At 56.3% G+C, this 20190-nt stretch carries 23 protein-coding genes; all 23 read right to left on the reverse strand.

The window, feature by feature from the left end; translation table 11 throughout:
* Window position 1 precedes the first annotated feature (1 nt).
* The 23 genes from nikE to FEK42_RS09455 all read right to left on the reverse strand — a co-directional run bounded on the left by nikE (window position 2) and on the right by FEK42_RS09455 (window position 20187).
* The gene (gene nikE / locus FEK42_RS09345) at window positions 2–808 is read right to left on the reverse strand and encodes a nickel import ATP-binding protein NikE (protein WP_135493085.1); all 807 of its coding nucleotides are present in this window, start codon (window positions 806–808) and stop codon (window positions 2–4) included.
* Entirely contained in the window at window positions 805–1569 is a 765-nt protein-coding gene (nikD, locus tag FEK42_RS09350) for a nickel import ATP-binding protein NikD (protein ID WP_001136218.1), read from the reverse strand. The genes nikE and nikD overlap by 4 nt, the downstream gene beginning before the upstream one ends.
* On the reverse strand, window positions 1569–2402 hold the full coding sequence (gene nikC, locus FEK42_RS09355) for a nickel ABC transporter permease subunit NikC (protein WP_001008963.1): 834 nt from the start codon (window positions 2400–2402) through the stop codon (window positions 1569–1571). Before nikC ends, nikD begins: the two co-directional genes overlap by 1 nt.
* Window positions 2399–3343, reverse strand: coding sequence for a nickel ABC transporter permease subunit NikB (gene nikB / locus FEK42_RS09360; protein ID WP_135493084.1), 945 nt, complete (start codon window positions 3341–3343; stop codon window positions 2399–2401). The genes nikC and nikB overlap by 4 nt, the downstream gene beginning before the upstream one ends.
* Window positions 3343–4917 (reverse strand): nickel ABC transporter substrate-binding protein, encoded by a 1575-nt coding sequence (nikA, locus tag FEK42_RS09365; RefSeq protein ID WP_135493083.1) that lies wholly within the window; start codon window positions 4915–4917, stop codon window positions 3343–3345. Before nikA ends, nikB begins: the two co-directional genes overlap by 1 nt.
* Before the next feature lie 110 nt (window positions 4918–5027).
* The gene (gene acpT, locus FEK42_RS09370; RefSeq protein WP_130221333.1) at window positions 5028–5615 is read right to left on the reverse strand and encodes a 4'-phosphopantetheinyl transferase AcpT; all 588 of its coding nucleotides are present in this window, start codon (window positions 5613–5615) and stop codon (window positions 5028–5030) included.
* Window position 5616: 1 nt separating this feature from the next.
* Window positions 5617–6846, reverse strand: coding sequence for a beta-ketoacyl-ACP synthase (locus tag FEK42_RS09375; RefSeq protein WP_135408181.1), 1230 nt, complete (start codon window positions 6844–6846; stop codon window positions 5617–5619).
* Window positions 6843–7574, reverse strand: coding sequence for a 3-ketoacyl-ACP reductase FabG2 (locus tag FEK42_RS09380; protein WP_000091660.1), 732 nt, complete (start codon window positions 7572–7574; stop codon window positions 6843–6845). Before FEK42_RS09380 ends, FEK42_RS09375 begins: the two co-directional genes overlap by 4 nt.
* The gene (locus FEK42_RS09385) at window positions 7574–8038 is read right to left on the reverse strand and encodes a 3-hydroxy-fatty acyl-ACP dehydratase (protein ID WP_135493082.1); all 465 of its coding nucleotides are present in this window, start codon (window positions 8036–8038) and stop codon (window positions 7574–7576) included. Before FEK42_RS09385 ends, FEK42_RS09380 begins: the two co-directional genes overlap by 1 nt.
* Entirely contained in the window at window positions 8035–9204 is a 1170-nt protein-coding gene (locus tag FEK42_RS09390) for a beta-ketoacyl-[acyl-carrier-protein] synthase family protein (protein ID WP_135493081.1), read from the reverse strand. Before FEK42_RS09390 ends, FEK42_RS09385 begins: the two co-directional genes overlap by 4 nt.
* A 1-nt stretch (window position 9205) precedes the next feature.
* Window positions 9206–9790: a DUF3261 domain-containing protein gene (locus tag FEK42_RS09395; RefSeq protein ID WP_000595148.1), complete on the reverse strand. Its 585-nt coding sequence runs from the start codon at window positions 9788–9790 to the stop codon at window positions 9206–9208.
* Window positions 9787–12105 carry an MMPL family transporter gene (locus FEK42_RS09400; protein WP_138211814.1) on the reverse strand — a complete coding sequence of 773 codons (2319 nt, stop codon included), beginning with the start codon at window positions 12103–12105 and terminating at the stop codon, window positions 9787–9789. Before FEK42_RS09400 ends, FEK42_RS09395 begins: the two co-directional genes overlap by 4 nt.
* Entirely contained in the window at window positions 12074–12679 is a 606-nt protein-coding gene (locus FEK42_RS09405) for an outer membrane lipoprotein carrier protein LolA (protein ID WP_135493079.1), read from the reverse strand. Before FEK42_RS09405 ends, FEK42_RS09400 begins: the two co-directional genes overlap by 32 nt.
* Window positions 12676–13098: a thioesterase family protein gene (locus tag FEK42_RS09410; RefSeq protein WP_130260976.1), complete on the reverse strand. Its 423-nt coding sequence runs from the start codon at window positions 13096–13098 to the stop codon at window positions 12676–12678. The genes FEK42_RS09405 and FEK42_RS09410 overlap by 4 nt, the downstream gene beginning before the upstream one ends.
* 3 nt (window positions 13099–13101) lie before the next feature.
* A complete protein-coding gene (locus tag FEK42_RS09415; RefSeq protein ID WP_138211815.1) occupies window positions 13102–14778 on the reverse strand; it encodes a glycosyltransferase in 1677 nt (558 codons plus the stop codon).
* Window positions 14769–15122: a 3-hydroxyacyl-ACP dehydratase FabZ family protein gene (locus FEK42_RS09420; protein ID WP_024225041.1), complete on the reverse strand. Its 354-nt coding sequence runs from the start codon at window positions 15120–15122 to the stop codon at window positions 14769–14771. Before FEK42_RS09420 ends, FEK42_RS09415 begins: the two co-directional genes overlap by 10 nt.
* Window positions 15109–16470, reverse strand: coding sequence for an acyl-CoA synthetase (locus FEK42_RS09425; RefSeq protein ID WP_135493078.1), 1362 nt, complete (start codon window positions 16468–16470; stop codon window positions 15109–15111). The genes FEK42_RS09420 and FEK42_RS09425 overlap by 14 nt, the downstream gene beginning before the upstream one ends.
* On the reverse strand, window positions 16467–17048 hold the full coding sequence (locus FEK42_RS09430) for a hypothetical protein (RefSeq protein ID WP_130260972.1): 582 nt from the start codon (window positions 17046–17048) through the stop codon (window positions 16467–16469). Before FEK42_RS09430 ends, FEK42_RS09425 begins: the two co-directional genes overlap by 4 nt.
* 4 nt (window positions 17049–17052) lie before the next feature.
* Window positions 17053–17304 carry an acyl carrier protein gene (locus FEK42_RS09435; protein ID WP_000139646.1) on the reverse strand — a complete coding sequence of 84 codons (252 nt, stop codon included), beginning with the start codon at window positions 17302–17304 and terminating at the stop codon, window positions 17053–17055.
* A gap of 11 nt (window positions 17305–17315) precedes the next feature.
* A complete protein-coding gene (locus tag FEK42_RS09440; protein WP_047643688.1) occupies window positions 17316–17573 on the reverse strand; it encodes a phosphopantetheine-binding protein in 258 nt (85 codons plus the stop codon).
* Window positions 17548–18369, reverse strand: coding sequence for a lysophospholipid acyltransferase family protein (locus tag FEK42_RS09445; protein WP_135493077.1), 822 nt, complete (start codon window positions 18367–18369; stop codon window positions 17548–17550). The genes FEK42_RS09440 and FEK42_RS09445 overlap by 26 nt, the downstream gene beginning before the upstream one ends.
* Window positions 18357–19088 (reverse strand): beta-ketoacyl synthase chain length factor, encoded by a 732-nt coding sequence (locus FEK42_RS09450; RefSeq protein ID WP_130260970.1) that lies wholly within the window; start codon window positions 19086–19088, stop codon window positions 18357–18359. The genes FEK42_RS09445 and FEK42_RS09450 overlap by 13 nt, the downstream gene beginning before the upstream one ends.
* Before the next feature lie 40 nt (window positions 19089–19128).
* Complete coding sequence (locus FEK42_RS09455) at window positions 19129–20187, reverse strand: methyltransferase (protein ID WP_135410751.1); 1059 nt, start codon at window positions 20185–20187, stop codon at window positions 19129–19131.
* Window positions 20188–20190 lie beyond the last annotated feature (3 nt).

The raw sequence follows: 20190 nt of genomic DNA on the forward strand, positions 1-20190 counted from the left end.
GTTAAACCTTTTCTGTGGCGCGACGGCGCACGGGGAATGCGGGTAATACCGCGTTTTGTAGCACACGTCCGGCGTCAGAGGAAAAGGTTAATTTATCTCCCACCGCCTGGGTTTCGACGATTTTTCCGTTGTCCATCACCATCACCCGCTGACAGAAGCGTTCTACAAGACGTAAGTCGTGGGTGATGAACAGGCAGGCGGTGCCAAACTGTTGTTGTAGCTTTTTCAGCAGGCGAATGACGCCCGCCTGTAACACGAGATCAAGGTTAGAAACGGCTTCATCCAGAATCAGCAGTTTCGGTTCGACCGCCAGCGCGCGCGCAAGGCAGACGCGCTGGAGCTGGCCGCCGCTTAACTGCGGTGGGCGCTTGTCGAGCACGCTGTCGTCGAGGTCGACCGCCTTCAGCATTTCGCTGGCGCGCGCCAGTTGCTCCGATTTTTTCAGCGATAGCAGGTGGCGCATCGGTTCACGCAGGATCTCGCGCACGGTTTTGCGCGGGTTAACGGCGCTGATAGAGTCCTGAAACACCATTTGAATATCACGACGGAACGCTTTACGTTGCGCGCGATTAAGTTTCGCCAGCGGTTCGCCGCGCCAGCTAATATTTCCCTGCGAGGGCGATTCTAAGCCTACCAGCAGCCGCGCGAGAGTGCTTTTTCCGCAGCCGCTGCGCCCCAGCAGGGCGACGGTTTCACCGCTTTTCAGGGTCAGGGAAACGTTATTCAGCACCGCCTGATGCTGGTGCTTACCGCTAAATCCACCGTGCGCATAGTGATGGGAAAGGTCGCAGACGTTAAGTAAAGTCATGATGCCAGCTCCATACCATAAAGGGCGAGATGAGCGGAAACCAGGCTGCGCGTCACCGCATGTTTGGGGGCGTTAAACAGCGTTTCTACATCGCCCTGTTCGACAATCTTACCGTGCGACATCACCGCCACGTCATCCGCCAGACGCGCCACAACGCCCATATCATGGGTGACCAGCAGCATTCCCGGCGCTTGTTTTTGCATAATGCTTTCCAGCAGATCGAGGATGCGCGCCTGCGCCACCACGTCAAGGTCGGTGGTGGGTTCATCAGCGATGATAAAAGGTGATTCACACAGCACCGCCATCGCAATCATCATGCGCTGCAACATGCCGCCGCTCATCTCGAACGGGTACAGCTTCAATACGCGCGCGGCGTTTTCCAGCCCCACCGCTTCTATGGCAGCGGTAAGCGTGGCGTCATCGGCGGGTTTCCCCAGCGCCAGGCAGGTTTCCCGCGCGTGGGTGTGCATGGTGTGCAGCGGATTAAAGGCGCTGCGCGGGTTCTGCATGATGGTGGCAATTTTGATGCCGCGCAGGGCGCAGGGAGAAACCGGTTTGCCATCGGCTAAAATTTCCCCCGCCGTCTGGCGAACGCCAGCGGGCAGAATGCCCAGCGCTGCGGCGCAGGTCAGTGATTTTCCGCTGCCGCTGCCGCCGACTAACGCCAGCACGCGCCCGCGTTGCAGGGTTAACGATACACCGTGCACCAGCGGCTGCGCGGCCTGTAGCGCGATATTACGTAGTTCAATCTGTTGCGGCATTAGTGTGCGTGCTCCGTCACCAGATGAGGATCCAGATGATCGCGCAATGCGTCACCCACCAGGTTAAAGGCCATCACGCTGATAAACAGCGCCAGCCCCGGCCAGAACATTTGCAGCGGCTGGGTCCAGATATACTGGCGCGCGTCGTTAATCATCACGCCCCATTCGGCGGTCGGCGCGGTCACGCCGAGGCCGAGGAAGGACATACCCGCGACGTGCAGCATCATATGGCCGATATCCAGCGTTGCCAGCACCAGCAGCGAGGGGATCACCGCACCTGCCAGATGATCAACAAACACCCGCACATGGCCCGCACCAGAAAGCCGTGACGCCAGCACAAACTCGCGCTGGCGCAGTGAAATCACCAGGCTGCGCACCATGCGTGCATACCACGCCCAGTGCGACAGGGCGATGGCGATAATTACGTTGGTCAGCCCGGTGCCGAGCACGCCAACCATAAAGAACGACAGAATCGAGGTCGGGAAGGTCATAAACATATCGGCGACGCGCATGGTGGCCTGATCAACGCGCCCGCCAATCAGTCCGGCGCTGCCGCCAATAACCAGCCCTAATGTCAGTACCAGCAGCAGGCAGGCCATTACCGAACCGAGCGACACGCGGGTCGCTGCCATCAGCCGCGAGAAAATATCGCGCCCTAAATGATCGGTGCCCAGCCAGTGCTGCGCATCCGGTGAAAGCAGGCGCGAAGGCAAATCAATCGCCTGGGGGTCATACGGCAGCCACCACTGGCTGGTGAGCGCAATCAGCGCCAGCAGGGCGATAATGATCAGCGCCAGGCGAACCGACCAGCGGGAAGAGAGGAAAAAGTTCACGCGTGCGCTCCTTCATGACGACGAATGCGCGGGTCCAGCGCGGCGTTGAGCAAATCAACAATCAAATTACAGATCACAAAAACCACCACCATCATCAGCGTAAAGCACTGAATAACCGGATAGTCACGGTTAAAAATCGCCGACACCGCATAGCGCCCGACGCCCGGCCAGGCAAAGATGTTTTCGATAATCATCGTCCCGCCGATAAGCTCGCCGATGTGCATCCCCACGGCGGTGATCATCGGCAGCGACGCATTGCGCAGAATATGGCGGCGTTCGGTCTGTTTGTCGTTCAGGCCGCGCAGTCGCGCCCAGGTCACATGACGCTGACCGGCAACGTCCAGCATACTGGCGCGCAGCAGCCGCGCGTTAATCGCCAGCGACATAAAGGCGATGGAAACCGCAGGCAAAATGATGTGCTGCCAGCCGCCGTAGCCCATCGCAGGTAGCCATTGCAGATACACCGAAAACGCCATCACCAGTAAAAACGCCAGCCAGAAGTTGGGCATCGACACGCCGAGAAACGCGATAAAACGTACGGCGAAATCCGGCAGACGGTCGCGATGGCGCGCCGCCCAGATACCGAGTGGCACTGAGGTAAGCAGAATTAACACCAGCGCCGCGCCCGCCAGTTCCAGCGTGGCGGGCAGGAAGTTCAGCATATCGTCCAGCACCGGGCGTTGGCTGGCGAATGAGATACCAAAGTCAAGATGCAGTGCTTTCCACAACCAGGTGCCGTACTGGACGTACAGCGGCTGATCCAGCCCCAGCATGGTGCGGGTAGAGGCCAGCATCTCCGGTGTCGGCGGCAGGTTAGACAGACGCAGATAATCGAGCGCCGGGTCGCCGGTGCCGAGGCGCAGCATCAGAAAAATGATCACCGAGGCGGCGAGCACCATCGGGAACAGCAGCAGAAAGCGGCGTAATACGTAACGCAACATTAAGGTTTCACCGGTTTAATCTGTTCAAACGGAATTTCGGTGGCGATCGGCGCGTAGGGGATGTTACCCAGCTCCGGTTTTGATACCACCATCATTGAGATGTAACTGATCGGCAGATAAACCGCCTCGTCATGCAGACGGGTCAGAATGTCGCGATACAGCGCCTGACGTTGCGTTTCGTCATGGGCCGCCAGCACTTCGCCGATCTCTTTATCAATCAGCGGTTTGTCGGCTAATCCTTGCTGTGCCTGGAAGTCAGCGTGCGACGGTACGCGCATTGAACTCAGGAAGGCGTGTGGATCGTATGGCGCGCCCCAGGTGCGGTGGAAAATCATGCCAAAACGACCGTCGCGCTGACGAGCATAGATACTGCTCTCTTCTTCGCCAATCAGCGAGACATCTGCGCCAATCAGGCGCATATCAGCCTGAATGATTTCCGCCATCGATTTGCTTAACGCATCGGTACCGATGAACGACAGTTCAATGCGCAGCGGCTGACCGTTTTTCTCGCGGATGTCTTTGCCCGCAGGTAGCGTCCAGCCTGCTTTTTCCAGCAACTCTTTCGCTTTCTGCGGATCGTACTGGCGCGGTTTCAGGCCGAGGTTGGCGTAGGGTACAGAAGGGGCAAACAGAGTGTCTGCGACCTGCTGGGTGCCATACAACGCGTTATCAATCAGCGATTTTTTGTTTACCGCGTAATTGAGAGCTTCACGTACTGCCAGCTCGTTGGTGGGGGCTTTGGCGGTATTAAGTGCCAGCATCACGGTTTCGATCGGCTGTGACAGTTGGGTGTGATAAGCCGGATTCTGGCTAAAGCGGGCGAAGGTATCGAGCGGTAATAACCCTTCGTTTCCGTACAGCAGGTCGATATCGCCAGTTTCAAACGCTACCGCGCGGGTAGTCGGGTCCGGGATCACGTTAAAAGTGATCTTTTTAATCGCCGGCTTTTCGCCCCAGTAGTTTTCGTTTCGGACGAAGACATCGTACTGATTCAGTTTCGATTCCTGCAAAACCCACGGCCCAGTGCCAATCGGCGCTTTAATCCCGTTCATGGTTTCATGGTTTTTAAACTGCGAGGGGGCGATAAAGCGGAAAGGGCGGGGCAGGGCCAGTTCTTGCAGGAAAGGATAGTAGGCGCTTTTCAGGGTGATTTGCAGCTCGTTTTTACTGAGTGCTTTGACATCAACAATCTGGTTTGCCAGCTCCAGCCAGGCGTGACGTTGACGGTTATCGAGCACTGCGCGGAAGTTTTCTGCCGCCGCCTCTGCATCAAACGGTTCGCCGTTAGAGAATTTCACGCCATCACGCAGAGTGAAGGTCCAGGTTTTGCCATCTTCCGAATGGGTCCAGCTTGTTGCCAGCCACGGGATCACAGAACCGTCTGCCTGATATTTCACCAGCGGTTCATAAACCATGCTCTGGGCGAACATCTGATTAGGCGTGTAAAGGTGTGGGTTTAGTGGCCCGACATTCACCGGCCAGGCGGTGGTGATTTCATCTGGCGCGGCGGCATGAACGATAAAAGACGCACAAGCCAGCAGCGCAAATAGAGTGCGGCGGAGTGTGGAGAGCATGGTAACCCCAATGGATTAAAATAGATGGCGGAAATCAGTATGACGATTTTAAGTATTCGTCATACTGATTACCTGTTCTGGATCAAGAGATAGGCAGTCGGACGGGCGGATCAGTTAACTGAATCGATCCATTGCACACTGTCGGCGGTGAGCGTAAAGGGGGTAGGGGTGCAGATTGCCAGGCTTAAATTGTCGAGCTGGCAATGGCTGACTGACAGCGATGACTGATAGGTGCTGTCTACGCTGACGATTTGCCAGGCGCTGCCACCACGCTGTTTAACGATGGCTTCTTTGCGCGTCCAGATGCGCCAGAACATTTCCAGTTGCTGATCAGGATGCACGGCGTCCATCTCAGCATGTTCCCCGAGGCTGAACACCGCGTTCGCCAGCCAGCGCCAGTTGGCGCGGGGGCGAATCACTTCGATATCGCAGCCGACTTCGCCTTCATCGCTCAACAGCAGGGCGATATCGTCACCGCTATGGCTTAAGTTGAACCATAGCGGCGTTTCCGGCGCGAATGCCGGTTTGCCTTGTTCGCCATAGATGATCTCCGGTAGCGGGGAAAGCGTGTGCGAAAGCAATGCACGCCCCGCCAGCCAGCGTTCGCGTCGTGGACCTTGCGGTGCTTGATCGCGTAAATCCGGTGGCAGTGGAGCTGCGCTTAAGGTCGAAACTTTCCCCAGAACTATCCGATACATATCAGGGCCAACGTTTAATGATGATGGATGTATTAATGCCGCCAAAGGCAAAGTTGTTACTCTGCAAAAACTCACAATCAACCTTGCGGGCTTCATGCATGATGTAATCCAGCGCGCCACAGTTCGGGTCTGGTTTATTCAGGTTTAGCGTAGGAGCAAACCAGCCTTCGCGCATCATTTGCAGACTCATCCAGGCTTCGAGCGCGCCACAGGCACCAAGCGTATGACCAAAATAACTTTTCAGCGAGGAGAGCGGCACATTATCACCGTAAATGGTTGCTGTCGCCAGACTTTCTGCCACATCGCCGCGATCGGTCGCCGTGCCATGCGCCGAAATATAGCCGATATCTTGTGCGCTTAACCCGGCGATTTTCAGCGATTGCTCCATACAATACTGCATGGTTTCGCGCTGCGGCTGGGTAATATGTGCCGCGTCGCAGTTAGTCGCAAAGCCGACGATTTCACCGTAAATGGTTGCGCCGCGCGCTTTGGCGTGCTCCAGTTCTTCGAGGATGAGCGTCCCTGCGCCTTCACCAATCACCAGCCCGTCGCGGTTTTCATCGAACGGTGAAGGTGTGGTTTTCGGCGCATCATTGTGCTGGCTGGTGGCGAAAAGCGTATCAAATACCGCTGCTTCTGAAGGGCATAACTCTTCGGCACCACCAGCAACCATCACCGTTTGATAACCGTGGCGAATGGCTTCCCACGCATAACCGATCGCCTGGCTGCCGGAGGTACAGGCGCTGGAGGTTGGGATCACCCGCCCGCGCAGGCCGAAAAAGAGGCCAGTATTAACGGCGGTGGTGTGCGGCATCATCTGCACATAGGTGGTGCCAGTGATGTTATTGGTGTGCTTTTCCGTCAGCATGGTGGCAAATTCGCTCACCGGACCGGTACTGCCGGTCGATGAACCGTACGCAATGCCCGTTTCGCCGCTGGTTAATATCGGATCGCCAATCAACCCTGCCTGCTCTAACGCCAGCTCGCTGGCGCGGGTCGACATTTGCGACACGCGGCCCATCGCACGGATACGCTTGCGGGTGTAGTGCTCCGGTAGCGTGAAATCATCAATAGGCGCGCCAAGCAGGGTGTGCAGGCCATCGTAAACCTGCCACTCCGGCATTTTGCGCACCGCGTTTTCATACGCCAGTAAGCGTGCAGAAACGTCCTGCCAGTTTTCACCAAAGGCAGTCACGCCGCCCATTCCTGTAATCACTACGCGACGTGTCATAACATCCCTCCGTTGATGGAAATAACCTGGCGGGTGACGTAACCCGCAATATCAGACATTAAATAGCTGGCAAGCCCGGCAACTTCTTCCGCCTGGCCCATGCGTTTCATTGGGATCATCGACATTGCCTCTTTCAGAGCGCTCTCTTCCATTTCGATCATCCCGGTATCAATAAGCCCCGGCGCGATGCAGTTGACGGTGATTTTGCGCTTCGCGAGTTCGATAGCCAGCGCTTTTGTTGCGCCGATAATTCCGGCTTTGGCAGCGCTGTAATTCACCTGGCCGCGATTGCCCATTACGCCGGAAACCGAGGACAGCGTGATGATGCGTCCGCCCTGCCGCGCACCGATCATCGGCATAATGCACGGCTGAATGACGTTGTAGAAACTGTCGAGATTGGTGTGGATCACTGCATCCCAGTCGTCATCGCTTAAAGCCGGAAAAGCGGCGTCGCGGGCGATCCCGGCGTTACTGACTACGCCGTACCAGGCGCCGTGTTGCGCGATCTCGTGCTCCAGCACTTCCCGACATTGTTCGCGGTTTGCGACGTCGAAACTGAGCAAACGCCCGTTACCACCGTTGGCGACAATGGCATTCAGCGTTTCCTGAGCGCCTGCGGCGTCACGGTGATAGTGAACGCCAATGTTAAAGCCGTCTGCCGCCAGTTGGCAGGCGATGGCGCGACCAATGCCTTTGCTGGCACCAGTAACCAGAACTGAACGACTCATCAGGACGCTCCTTGTTGAAACAGGGTGGTAAGTTCTTCCGCGGTCGGCTGGAAGGTGTTAATGCGGCCCGTCGCCTCGCCGTCGTTGATGCTGCACTCAAAACTGCCGAAGCGATCGTCTTGCATCAGCAGTTTGACGGTAATGGTCAGCGTCTGGCCTGCGGGCAGAATGCCAGTGGTGCAAAGCAATTCACGCGCGCCCAGTACCATCCCTAACTCAATACTGTTTTTGCCCTGCTGGTGGCGATGCCAGCCAGACCAGACGCCGACGGTTTGCGCCATCAGTTCAAGGGCAAACCAACCAGGGAGATTGCCGTCCGGGTCGAGAAACGGTGCCAGTACGCCACTGGGCGAAACTATTACGCGGCAGACCGCGCTGTCATCGCTGACGCTCACCACTTCTTCCAGCAGTAACATGGGCGCGTCGTGGGGCAGATAAGCGCCGGGTGATAAATAGTGGCTCACGAAACCCTCCCGAGCAGAATGCTGGCGTTATTGCCGCCAAAGGCGAAGGAATTGGACAGGATCACCGGACGTGCCAGCGGCTGCGGTTGTTCGATAATGCCACACAGTGGCAGCCTGGGATCGCGCGGCGACAGGCTGAAGTCCTGAGCGGGCAGCGGTAAATCACGCTGTAAGATCAACATGCTGATTGCCGCCTCGGTAATGCCCGCCGCGCCCAGCGTGTGTCCGGTCAAATGTTTGGTGGAGCTGCAAGGTACGCGTTCGCCAAACAGGGCGTTAACCACCATTGATTCAATCTGATCGTTGAGTTGTGTGGCGGTGCCGTGCAGGTTGATATAGCCGACGTCATCTGGCGTAAGCTGCGCATCGGTCAGCGCCTGATTAATAGCGCGGATCGCCCCTTCGCCCTGCGGATGCGGGGCCGAAATATGGTAAGCGTCGCTTGATTCACCAACGCCCAGCAACGCGATGGGCTGCGGTTCACGGGTTAATAACATCAGCCCCGCCCCTTCGCCAATGGTAATACCCGCGCGGTCACGACCAAACGGCTGACATAAAGTTGGCGACAGTGATTCGAGGCTGTGAAAACCGTTAATCGGCATTCGGCTCAGGGTATCTGCGCCACCCACAATGGCGGCATCGACCAGCCCCGCCTCGATAAGCCTGCGCCCGCTGATCATCGCTCTGGCACTGGAGGAGCAGGCGGTTGAAAGGGTATAGGCCGGGCCGTCGAGCGCCAGCCAGTGGCTGAGAAAACGCGACGGATCGCCGAGTTCCTGTTGTGCATAGTGCCACGTGGTGCTCGGCTGTCCGTTGGTGCGCAGCTTAACGTGCGTGTCGCCTTCATGCAGGCCGGAGGTGCTGGTGCCAAGCACAATCGCGATGCGCTCGCGACCATATTTCGCAATAGCGTCATCAACTTGCGGCTGGATCTGCGCCAGCGCCGCCAGCAGGATCTGATTGTTGCGCGAGCGGTGCGCAGCGAATTTTTCCGGGATAAGCGGAAGCTCGCCATCCACGCCAGCCAGGACCGCCTGCGGATGCCCCTGCAACCAGCCTGCGCGTGGGCGCATTCCGGGAGCAACACCGCGAGTCAGGTTGGCTGCGATTTCGTCAAGGTTATTTCCCAGGGCGTTGATCATGCCGACGGCGGAAATATAAATCATATCAGTCACCTAAGTATTGAATGGTGATGTGGTATTTAAAGACATGCTGCTCAATGCTGATTGGCACGCGTTTGCCCTTGCGATTCAGATAGGTGATTTCCGTGACCAGTTTGCCGCTGGCGTTACGCAGCTCGCGTTTGTCGCCGTTGTCGCGAAGCGTCCAGCCTGCGGGGAGTTGCGGTTGCCAGGCGCTAATCGGCCAGTGGCTGAGCATTACGTCAGCCAGTACCTGACTTGCGGGCGGTAACTGTGGGACGACGATGGATTGCTCGGCGCGTAGCCCTTGCGCATCGTAGGTCACCAGAAACAGGCGAATGCCGACCGACGACAGCCCGGCAAGGGTGATTTTCTGGTCGTCGGCGTTAAGCATCACTAGCAGCGACTGGGTTTTGCCGTTGAAGCTGCCGGTCAACAGTTGCTGGGAATTGACGGCGGGTGAAATCCCCGGCGCAGGCAGCGTGATGCGCGTGCCAGGTTGCAGCCACGCCTGCGGGCGACCTTCCTGTTCCGGTTGCGAGTGGCTACAGCCGGTGAGGATAAGCGTAGCGGTCAGGGCGAACGCTCGCCAGAATGTGGGTTTGATCATTTTTTTGTTCTCTTTTTATCGGGCATAGCCAGCGGCGAAAGCAGGAAGGCAGTGAAAATACCGCTCACCAGCACAATGCCAAAACTGCTGATGGCCTGGGTGGCGCTGAATACCAGCATACCCAGCGTCAGCAAGGTGGTGAGCATTGCCAGCGTGATCGCCAGTAGTGAAGTTAACGGTGTACCGCGCGGATTACTGAAAAACAGCGTGTAGTTGATGCCGATGCCAAGCACCAGCACCAGCGCCAGTAGCGAAAAGAGATTCACCGCCTGTCCGCTCATCGCCAGCACCGCCAGACCGCAGCCCAGCGAAAGTACCGAAGGCACCAGGCTGATAAGCCCTTTGCGCCAGCCGAGGCGGGCCACTGCGCCGCAGGCAATCACTGCCAGCGCCACCAGCAACAAGCCGGTTAAGACGTAGCGGTAAAGTGCGAACAATTCATCAAAGGTACTTTTGCGATCAACCCAGGCAATGCCGCCAGGGTAATAGCTGGCGATTTCCTGCAACAACGCGCTACTTTTAACCCCTTCAACCGGCACCAGTACGCCGCTTGCGCCGTTTTCCAGCGTCAACCACAGCAGACGCCAGCCTTCACTGGCGGGGCTTGCCAGCCATTCATCAACGTTCACTGGCATGGCGTTGAGATCTGGTTTCACCGCCGTCAGCCCGGCATTTTGCAGTGCTTTCGTTACTGTCGGGGCAGCCGTTTTCAGCAGATGTAAATCTTCCTCCTGCCGCGCCAGGGAGTTCAGCGGAATAGTGCGGTAGTTGCTGATAAGGCCGTCTTTTTTCGCTTTCTCCAGCGAGGTGGTAAATGTCTCCAGTCGTCCCAAGGTTTGCTGTGGGGAGTCGCCGTAAACTACAAACCATTTTTGATCGACGCTTTGTCCGGTCAGGGCGGTAATGGCTTTCTCCTGCGCCAGAATATGCTGCGGCAGCGCCTGTAACTGCGAGATATCGTCATCGACGCGCAGCATTGACATCCCTGCCAGCGAAAACAGCGCCAGCGCGACGGGCAGACCCCGCGACAGTTTTTTATTACGCCGCCACGCTGCCAGCCAGCGCAGCATCAGCGCCATCGCCGGAACCGGACGCACTGGCAGGCCACGGCACAGCCACGGATGCCAGAACAGGACGGTCAGACAAGAGGCGCTCAACCCGACGGCGGCAAAAATCGCCATCTGGCGAATGCCGGGGAAGGGGGCGAGCATCATAATCAGATACGCCGCCACGGTGGTGAGCAGCGCCAGCAGCAGGGCATTGCGCACTTTCGCCAGGCTTTGCCACGGCGAAACGTCGTTGCCGTGCACCATCCGCTCGGTAAGGTAATAGAGCGTGTAGTCAGCGGAAATGCCAATAACGCTCATGCTCATCACCAGCGTCATCAGGTGTAATTCACCGAAAATCAACAATGTGGCGACCGTTCCCGCCAGCGTGCCGATGCCGATGGAAATCACGCAGAGCAGCAACGGACGTAAAGAGCGGAACACCGCCACAATCAGCAATATCACCCCCAGCAGCGTTGCCACGCCCAGGGTGGAGATATCCTGCTTCGCCTGTTGACTGGCGTAATCGCTGTAAAACACCGTGCCGCGCGAGAGCAGTTGCGCCTGCGGGTAACGTGTTTTCAGATCTTTTTCCAGCGTATTCAGGGTCGTGATGAGCTTGTGGGTTTGCTGCATATCAAACGACGATCCCGCCAGTTCGCCGTGCAGCAGATACCAGTAGTTTCCCTGGGGATCCTGCGTCACCAGCCAGCCGTCCATCAGTCGTAAACGCTGGCCGTTTTTCGCCATCGCCAGCTGCGAGCCGCGCATTAACATCAGCGGATCGTTTTGCAGCTCCTTGCCGCTTACCCCGGAGAACGCAGAATAAAGCTGGGAGAGGATCCACTGCGCCTGCGCTTCGCCGCCGTTTTGCAGGCGGGCGCGGGTGTCGGGGTCCATCAGGCCGTTGCGGTGCTGCCAGAAAAATGCTCCCCACGCCTGCTGGCTGGCGGCATCCATTGGCCCTTTAACGTCGCCGAGCGCAGCGGATTTTTGCAGCAGCGTCAGCCACTCCTGAGCCACCCTGGGATTAGCCTCTTTACCGGGGCTGACCAGCCACACCAGTTGGCGGTCCAGACGCTGCATAAAGCCGTCATTCAGCGCTGGGGGAATATCGCCCATCGCCTGTTGGGGTAACATTGCCAGCACGCTACTGTTCAGCCGTGATTGCGGCAGCAGAATCAGCAACGCCGCCGCCATGACCAGGCAGACTAGCCCCCATAACAGCGCGGGGCGTTTACTGGGCGGCAAAACGTTGGCGTTCGTCATCGGTCAGTTGCGCTGGCGTCAGTTGATGTTGGGTAAGAGCGATATCGGTGCGATCGCCCTGTTTATCATTAAGCTGAATGCTCTCCAGATAGGTTTGCCCGGCGAGATCGATGGTGTTGAAAATTTTATCCAGCGGCGTGGTGGTTGGGGTCAGGCGCAGCGTCCAGCGGCCTTCGCCTTTGTCAGCAAATTCGACGCGGAAGTTTTGTTCCAGCACTTTGCGATCGGCCTGGAACAGCGCGCGCAGCAGGTGGTTAAACTGGAACATCTGCGGGTTATTTTCTGCCGTGATGATTTGCGGCGGCTGACCGTTGATCACCTGCACCATGCGTTTATCGTCCAGCAATAGCTGCATGGAGAACGGTGAGGTTTGATCCCACAATAACCCATGGTCACGGGCGATCAACATCTGGCCCTGCGATCTCAGCGGCTGCGGCAGATCTTTAATCGTCCGGGTTTGATCGAAATGGGCGCGGATCACCGGCTGTTCGGTAAAGCGTTGCTGAAGATCGTCCAGGGTCAGGGCGCTGACAAACGGGCTAATCAGCAGCGCCAGCAGCGGTAAAAATTTCATGGTTTGACTCCCATGCGTTCAAACAGAATATCGGGGCTGACAAAGCACAGTTCGCGGCTTTTCTCGTCGACCGCGACCTGAATGGTGTATCCGGTGGTGGCGCGTTTACCCGTTTCGGCATCGAAAATCTGATAGGCAATCCGCAGACGGTTTTCGAACTCTTCGATATGCGCACGCACGCGGATGCGCTGCTCAAAGGTGAGGGCGTGGCGATATTTCACCCGCGCATCGACCACTGGCCACAAATAACCTGACTCTTTCATCTGCCGATAGCCGTAATTGAACTGGTTGAGCAGCGCCTCGCGGGCCACTTCAAAGTAGCGAAAATAGTTACCGTGCCAGGCCACGCCCATCATATCGACGTCGTGAAAGGGAATGGTCAGCTCGACTTCAGCGGTAAATCGGGGATCGTTAAGCACCCTTTACTCCTTGTCCTGAATTTGCGGCAGTTGCCAGAAATCGAAAAAATTAAACCAGTCGAGGGGCGACTGGAGCGCGAAATGTTCCAGACGCGCGGCGTAGTGGTCGATAGCGTTTTGCAGCGCCTGCTGGCGTTCGCCACGCGGCAACAGCAGCGGGTCGGCAAAGGTTTCGCAGTGAATATGCAGCTTGCCGTGCTGGCGCAGGGCGAAAATCAGATTCACCGGGCAGCGCAAAATGGACGCGAGAATAAACGGCCCCTGTGGGAAAGGTGCAGGCTGGCCCATAAACGGACTCCAGCAGACGCGCCAGTCGCCGCCGCGTTGCGGGTTGACGGCGATGCGGTCACCGACAATCGCCACCCATTCGCCGTTATCCAGCTTCTCTTTCAGCAGGATGGCGGTTTCCGGGCCGATATCTGTTACCGGGAGCAGGTTGATGCCAGCCTGCGGGGCCATCTCCTGCATTATCTGTTTAAAGCGTTGGGCGTTTTCGCTAAACACCAGCGCGTTAATGGTTTTGTAGCCCTGAATTTTTGCCAGCGCCCGGCACACTTCCACATCGCCAAGATGCGAGGCCAGCAGCAATTTGCCGCGCGGATCGCGGACGTCAAGCGCCGCTTCTGCGCCTGGCGCAAACAGCACATCGCGCCCCAGTTGCAGCTCGCCGCGCCAACTGGCGATTTTGTCGAGCATGGCGTTGCCGAAACGTAAAAAGTGCTGGTAGCTGTTGAGTTTTGCTGCCTGTGGTTGATGCTGGCGCACACGGGCGAGCCAGTCTTGCGATGCTTTACGCGCACGGGAGGCGGTGAGCCAGTAGACGCCCACCACCGGGTAAAGCAGCGCGGTAAACGCCGTTCTTCCCAGCAGACGCCAGACCAGCAGCATCAGGCGCATTCCCCATAATCCTTTCACTTCACTCTGCCGCGCCCAGTGGCTGGAAGAGCGGCGCATTAACAGCGAAGGAATACGCGGCAACATGCCGAAAAACAGACGCGTGTGCATGAGCGAGATGCGGACGTTATCTTTCAGGGCATCAAAATGCGAAAGTCCGTCCAGCGGATAGGTGACGCGGGTCGGCACGAAATAACTGGTATTTCCCTGCCAGTAGAGGCGCACCATCACTTCGGTGTCGAAATCCATCCGCTTGCCGATGGTGGCGTATTTTGCCAGTTGCAGCGTCGGCGCAACCGGATAAACGCGAAAGCCGCACATGCTGTCTTTCAGTTGCAGGGAGAGCGTTTCGATCCATACCCAGACGTGGGTGACCCAGCGCCCGTACAGCCGTGAGCGGGGGATGGATTCATCGTAAATCGGCTGGCCGGAGATCAGCGCCGCAGGGTGCTGTTCAGCAAGTGCCAGCAGTTTGGGGATATCTTCAATCGCGTGCTGACCGTCAGCATCCACCTGTACCGCATGGCTGAACCCTGCGTCTGCCGCCGCCTGTAAGCCGCGCATCACCGCCGCGCCTTTGCCTGCGTTTTCTGCCTGGCGAATTAAGGTCACGCCAGGCTGTTCGCTAACCAGCTTATCCAGTTGCTGTTGCGTGGCGGTATCGCTGCCGTCATCCACCACAATACAGGGCAGATTAAATGGCTTAAGACGCGCCAGCACGCCCGGCATCATTGCGCCGTGGTTGTAGCAGGGGATCAACACGCAGGGAGAAAAGTTTACCGACATAGGCGGATCTTCCCGCTACTGGCGGTGTGGCGGGCGTCACCGTCGTGACGCTGATAGCTAAAGCTCAGAATCTGGCGATCTTCCTGCCAGTTAAGCGTGAGCGTGACGCGGTTTTCCGGCAGCAACGGAGACTGGAATTTTATGTTCTGAATGGAGTGAAAACGCCAGCCGGGCGCGAGCAGAGTGAGCGCGTAGCTCATCGCCCAGTCGATTTGCGCCACGCCAGGGAGTAATGGTTGCACGGCAAAATGGCCGCGAAACCAGAACAGATCTGCCCTGAGATGCAAAACAATCTCAAGGTGATTCGCTTGTGCCTGATGGCGCTCGATTTCATGGGGCTTCATGAAATAACTCCTGTAATTGCGCATAGACACGCTTGTTCATACTGTTTACTGGCATTTCATCAATAACGCGCCAGTAACGCGGAATGGCAACTGGCTCCAGCGTCGGGCGCAGTAATCGCCGCCAGGTCATTTCCTGGCTATGCCCGCCACCGTTCTGCCATTGCAGATGAGCTTCGTCATCCAGCACCAGCAAAACGCCAATGCACTGACGCCCGCCGCGCGTAACGGGAACTGCCGCCACCTCGCGAATACCGTCCAGCGCCAGCAGACGTTGTTCCACTTCCTGCAGAGAAATGCGTTTCTCTTCAATTTTCACCACGCGCCCGCGACGCCCCATCAGATGGAACTGACCATCTTCGCTAAACTGTAAGATATCGTCGAGTAACAGGCCGTTATCATCCGCCATCAGCGGTGAAAAGAGGCGAAAAGAATCACCTTCGGCCTGGAACTTCATACCTGGAAAGGGCAGCCAGCGGCGTTGCTCCTGATCGCGGTAACGCCAGGCAATGACGCCGGTTTCCGTGCTGCCGTAGATTTCATCAGGCCAGACGCGTAGCCAGCTCGCGGTGTGTTGTACGTCCTGCCACGGTAGCTCACCGCCAGCAGACAGAAGCACCTGAACAGGCGGCGGGGATAGCTGAGCATCCAGACGCTTCAAAAATGCCGGGCTGCTGATGAAGATATAGCGATGCTGGTGACTCAACGCGGCAAACTGTTCGACATACCAGAGCATGGCGGCGTGCAGCGGTAATCCCAGCGCCATTGGCAGGAAAATGCGAAAAGTCAGGCCGTACAAATGCTGTGGCAATACGGAACCGACGACACAACATCCGGCAAGACGTGCGCCTAATCGTTCTGCCAGCAGTTCTGCTTCACGGTCCAGCAAATGAACAGGTTTAATCACCCGCTTCGGCTGCCCCGTGGAACCAGAGGTAAACAGCTCGATATAAGCGTCTGGCGCTATAGCAGCAAAGGTGAATGATTGTGGCGCGACTTGTGGGGAACTTGCTACCAACAGCAATGAACCTTGCCAGTTAAGTTCGCTGTCGCTAAGCACACCATCGAACAGTTCACGTTGCTCATTAAGCTGGATGACGCGGTTATGCCCCGGAAGCACCGGCGTTTTTCCGGCGTGTAGCGTGGCGAGCAGGGCAACGATAAACAGATAGCTGTTCTCAAAGCATAGCGCCCAGCGTTTCCCGGGCTGTTGCTGTAAACGGCAGATAAGTTGCGCGACATCGTGACGCAAATCGCCCAGCGCCCAGGTGCTTTCGTCCAGCCACGCAATGGGCGTGTCATCAGGGCGTGGCGCAGTCAGCCAGCGTGCAAGCGGTAAGGTCTGCTTCATGAGCGATCTCTTTTCATCACCTGACGGCGCACCAGCCATTCACCAGCCATTAACGTCCCCATCAACAAATAAGCGATCATGCCGTTCCAGGCAGTCCATAACGACATATCGCCATGCAGCGCGGTAAACAGGGCAATTCCGCCGTTGATGATGAAAAAGCCGCACCAGATTTGCGTGACGTGGCGGGTATAGCGCACGCCCTTTTCCGGAAGGTCTGGCTCCTGCAAACGCGCCAACCGCTCAACTATCGGCATTGCCGACCACAGCGAACCGCCAAAAACCGCCAGCATTACCGCATTAACCACTACCGGGTAAAACAGCAGTAGCTGGTGCGTTTTCAACAGAAAGCTGGCGACACACAAGGCGATGCCCACGACAGCGACGATTTGTGTGACGACCTGGAGCGGCCCCGCCTGGCGACGGGTCTGGCGCAGGCGCAACAAAAGCAGCAGCGCCATCAGCGGCAACAGCCAATGCAGGCCGTTATGTGCCAAACCAAGCCAAATCACGAACGGCCAGGCGAGCAGCAATAATCCAGTCAGCAGCTTAATAATCGGTAGCGAGCGAATGCCCGACATCAGATCAGGCTTCTTGTAGCAGGCGTTCTACGGCCTCTACGACATCCTGGACTGTACGCACTGCTTTAAACTCTTCCGGCTTGATTTTCTTACCGGTTTTCTTTTGCAGGTGCACAATCATGTCAACGGCGTCAATGCTGTCCAGTTCCAGATCTTCGTACAGGCGCGCTTCAGGTTTGATGTCCTGCGGATCGATTTCAAACAGCTTGACCAGCAGAGCTGAGACTTCCTGATAGACGGTTTGTTGTTCTGTCATGATGGCTTTCCTCAGGCGCGTTGCGCAGCAATGAAAGAGGCCAGAGTGGCGACGGAGAAAAAGTGCTGACGCATCTCTTCACTTTCCGCGGAAAGCACAACGCCATATTCATTTTTCACTGCCAGCCCCAGTTCCAGGGCATCGATGGAATCCAGCCCTAAACCGTCGCCGAACAGCGGCGCATCGGTATCGATATCATCAGGAGTCAACTCGTCCAGATTGAGGGTGCTGATGATGAGATTTTTAATTTCCAGATAAAGCGCTTGCATTATTTATTCCTGAGAGAGGTAAACAACCTTGTTGTAATTGAAGCAAAAGATGCCGGTTTAACCGCCTTGCTGCCAGCGCCGGTTCTTGTGAAGTTGCATCGTAAAATTTATTGATTTCTACCCGCCCACGGACTTCAACCGTAAAAAACGGCCTGGCAGGCGGAACGTCATACCATTTACTTTGTTTATCCAGCAGATGCTCGCTACAGCCGATCGTCACGATGCGTAAATCGCTGGCACAGCGCACGGCAATATTCGCTGCCCCGCGCTGCAACGTCATTTTTTCACCAGGCTTCGTTCGCGTGCCTTCGGGGAAAATCAAGATAGTGTCGCCCTGTGCCAGTCGCTGTTGGCAACGGGGTAAGAGGGTTTCAGCTTCGCTGTTGATTAAATAATCTGCCGCCCGCACGACGCCGCCAAGAAAAGGATTTTTTAACAGCGCGCTTTTCACCAGGCAGTCAGTTTCTGGCATGACTGACGCCAGCAGTACGTAATCGATCAGCGTGGGATGATTGGCTACGACGAGGCAACCGCGTTCCTGACGTAAAATTTCAGCCCCATCAATCCGATAATCCAGCACGCCAAGCCCTTTTGCGACTGTTAAAAACAGACGAAAACTGGCGGCAATGCTGCGGCGCGCCACACGACGGCGGCGGGAAGTATCCCACACCAAAACTAACAATACGTTAAACCACACCACAGAGAGCAGTAGTCCGCCGAGGCCAAACAGGGCAAAACACAACCCGGTCATAATCAGTCGCCATGTCCACTCCAGGCGCGACATCAGCTTACGCATCTGCGGCTCCAGCGCCATTGCACGCGCTCGCCAGGCAGTGAAAATTTATTAGCGTTTTGTAAATAGTGCTGTAAAAACAACATGCTTTGCGGCAGTGATGTTTCATTGCCCGCAATGGCTGGCTGTGTTTCACATTGCCAGTCATCGCCAGCTTCAATCACCAGCGCGACGGCGTACGGCCAGGTCGGCATTTCTGCTGGCAGTTGTGGGTGATAGAACTCAGGCAGAAAGCCATCAAAATCGACCATCAACACGCGCTGGTATCCCGCTTGTAACAGGCTAAGCACTTCACATAAACCTTGCTGGAAACTGTCGCGACCAGCCGAAAGCGATGACGAAACGATCGGTTGTTTGGCCGCAATGGTCAGGTTACCCACGGAAGAGTTGTGTACGGAGAGCGCGAAGTCTGTCGGAGAGAGTGCCTGTTCGGTTGCCAGTGCATGAACAATGCGGTAATTGCGTTCCAGTTCGCCATGACGACTGGTATACAAAACGGCGTCTATTTGATGGCGGCGTAGCATTGCCAGACCGCACTCCACGGCCAGTTTGCTGCCAGAACTGAGACGGCGGGCGGTCATCATTGGCAATTCGCATAATTTTGCCAACGGTGCAGCAGGGTCAACCGCCCACGGCTGGCGCGACCATGCTTGCCATTGCTGGGCTTCGCTGAGTCCAGGCGCCAGTGCCTTCCAGTCGGTAATATTTAATGTAAATTTCATCAACGCGCGCCCGCGGTAAACCAAAATTATTAAGTGACGATTATTTCTTTTGGCATATCAATAATGTATGCCCAACGCCTAAATTATCGTGGCGCTCTGCTACCTGAAATCCTGCTTTATTCAGATAGTCGTAAAATTTCTCTGCGCTATAGAAACGGCTGTTACCGTTTGCCATGCAGGTGAAATAAAGTGAGGAGGCATTCAGGCTAAACGATGCCGCTTCAAACCGCTGCGCATCCCAGAACAACTCCATAATGCAAAGTTTTGCCCCGGGCTTCATTACGCTGGCAACTTTGCTGAGTATGCTAATTATTTGTTCGGGTGAAAAACAGTCTAAAAATTGACTCATCCACCAGATATCAGCCTCGCCCGGTAACGGCGCATCGCTTAGCATATCCACAGCATGGAAATCTATACGATCAGAAAAGCCTGCATTCGCGATATTTTCTTTGGCGAGCACGATTTGTTGTGGCAGATCTAATAACGTAACGGTGATGTTTTCGTTGTATTTACAGCAGCGCAAAGCCCACTTACCGGTATTGCCGCCTACATCGTACAAGGTTGTGGGGTTGTTGGCGAATACATAAGGCAGTGCGGCGTTAAATGCGCCATCTGAATAGTAATGATCAAACGCGAACCAGCTTTCACGGGCGGCGTCAGGTAATTGTGAAAGTGCCGGATATATCGTCGGCCAGTCGCCAAATACTTTTAACCCGGAAGGTTTGCCTTCATTGAGTGAATCGGCGAGGAAGAATAGCCCCTGATAACAGACATCCTGGGTGAAATCCATATTCACGCGCGTCATGGTGTCATGCAGGAGGTAATGACCGATTTTCGCCAGGTAATAAATTCCCTCTTTGCAGGTAATAATTCGCCCGCTTAAGCCCATATCTAACAGAACGCTGGCAGCATATTCGTTGATATGACTATTTTCGGTGATATCAGACAGCGTTGCGCCATGTTTGCCTTGCCGATCCAGATAAGAAAGTACACCCGCATTACGCAGGCAGAGAGCTGTTTGAAAAAGCATGGGGGCAAAGGCAATGCGTTGAGCTTCGGTAATCGCATCCAGTGCGCTAAGAGAATCCTGTTCGTACATGTT

Origin of the sequence: Escherichia sp. E2748, assembly GCF_005781125.1 — a bacterium.
GTDB lineage: Bacteria > Pseudomonadota > Gammaproteobacteria > Enterobacterales > Enterobacteriaceae > Escherichia.

Bases quoted from the DNA above. Each gene is read 5' to 3' on its own strand.
- FEK42_RS09430 (WP_130260972.1), bottom strand. From the start codon at position 17,048: ATGTCGGGCATTCGCTCGCTACCGATTATTAAGCTGCTGACTGGATTA.
- acpT (WP_130221333.1), bottom strand. From the start codon at position 5,615: ATGTATCGGATAGTTCTGGGGAAAGTTTCGACCTTAAGCGCAGCTCCA.
- FEK42_RS09445 (WP_135493077.1), bottom strand. From the start codon at position 18,369: ATGCGTAAGCTGATGTCGCGCCTGGAGTGGACATGGCGACTGATTATG.
- FEK42_RS09405 (WP_135493079.1), bottom strand. From the start codon at position 12,679: ATGAAATTTTTACCGCTGCTGGCGCTGCTGATTAGCCCGTTTGTCAGC.
- FEK42_RS09440 (WP_047643688.1), bottom strand. From the start codon at position 17,573: ATGCAAGCGCTTTATCTGGAAATTAAAAATCTCATCATCAGCACCCTC.
- FEK42_RS09450 (WP_130260970.1), bottom strand. From the start codon at position 19,088: ATGAAATTTACATTAAATATTACCGACTGGAAGGCACTGGCGCCTGGA.
- FEK42_RS09420 (WP_024225041.1), bottom strand. From the start codon at position 15,122: ATGAAGCCCCATGAAATCGAGCGCCATCAGGCACAAGCGAATCACCTT.
- nikE (WP_135493085.1), bottom strand. From the start codon at position 808: ATGACTTTACTTAACGTCTGCGACCTTTCCCATCACTATGCGCACGGT.
- FEK42_RS09435 (WP_000139646.1), bottom strand. From the start codon at position 17,304: ATGACAGAACAACAAACCGTCTATCAGGAAGTCTCAGCTCTGCTGGTC.
- FEK42_RS09375 (WP_135408181.1), bottom strand. From the start codon at position 6,846: ATGACACGTCGCGTAGTGATTACAGGAATGGGCGGCGTGACTGCCTTT.
- FEK42_RS09400 (WP_138211814.1), bottom strand. From the start codon at position 12,105: ATGACGAACGCCAACGTTTTGCCGCCCAGTAAACGCCCCGCGCTGTTA.
- nikA (WP_135493083.1), bottom strand. From the start codon at position 4,917: ATGCTCTCCACACTCCGCCGCACTCTATTTGCGCTGCTGGCTTGTGCG.
- FEK42_RS09425 (WP_135493078.1), bottom strand. From the start codon at position 16,470: ATGAAGCAGACCTTACCGCTTGCACGCTGGCTGACTGCGCCACGCCCT.
- FEK42_RS09395 (WP_000595148.1), bottom strand. From the start codon at position 9,790: ATGATCAAACCCACATTCTGGCGAGCGTTCGCCCTGACCGCTACGCTT.
- nikB (WP_135493084.1), bottom strand. From the start codon at position 3,343: ATGTTGCGTTACGTATTACGCCGCTTTCTGCTGCTGTTCCCGATGGTG.
- FEK42_RS09415 (WP_138211815.1), bottom strand. From the start codon at position 14,778: ATGTCGGTAAACTTTTCTCCCTGCGTGTTGATCCCCTGCTACAACCAC.
- nikD (WP_001136218.1), bottom strand. From the start codon at position 1,569: ATGCCGCAACAGATTGAACTACGTAATATCGCGCTACAGGCCGCGCAG.
- FEK42_RS09380 (WP_000091660.1), bottom strand. From the start codon at position 7,574: ATGAGTCGTTCAGTTCTGGTTACTGGTGCCAGCAAAGGCATTGGTCGC.
- FEK42_RS09455 (WP_135410751.1), bottom strand. From the start codon at position 20,187: ATGTACGAACAGGATTCTCTTAGCGCACTGGATGCGATTACCGAAGCT.
- FEK42_RS09390 (WP_135493081.1), bottom strand. From the start codon at position 9,204: ATGATTTATATTTCCGCCGTCGGCATGATCAACGCCCTGGGAAATAAC.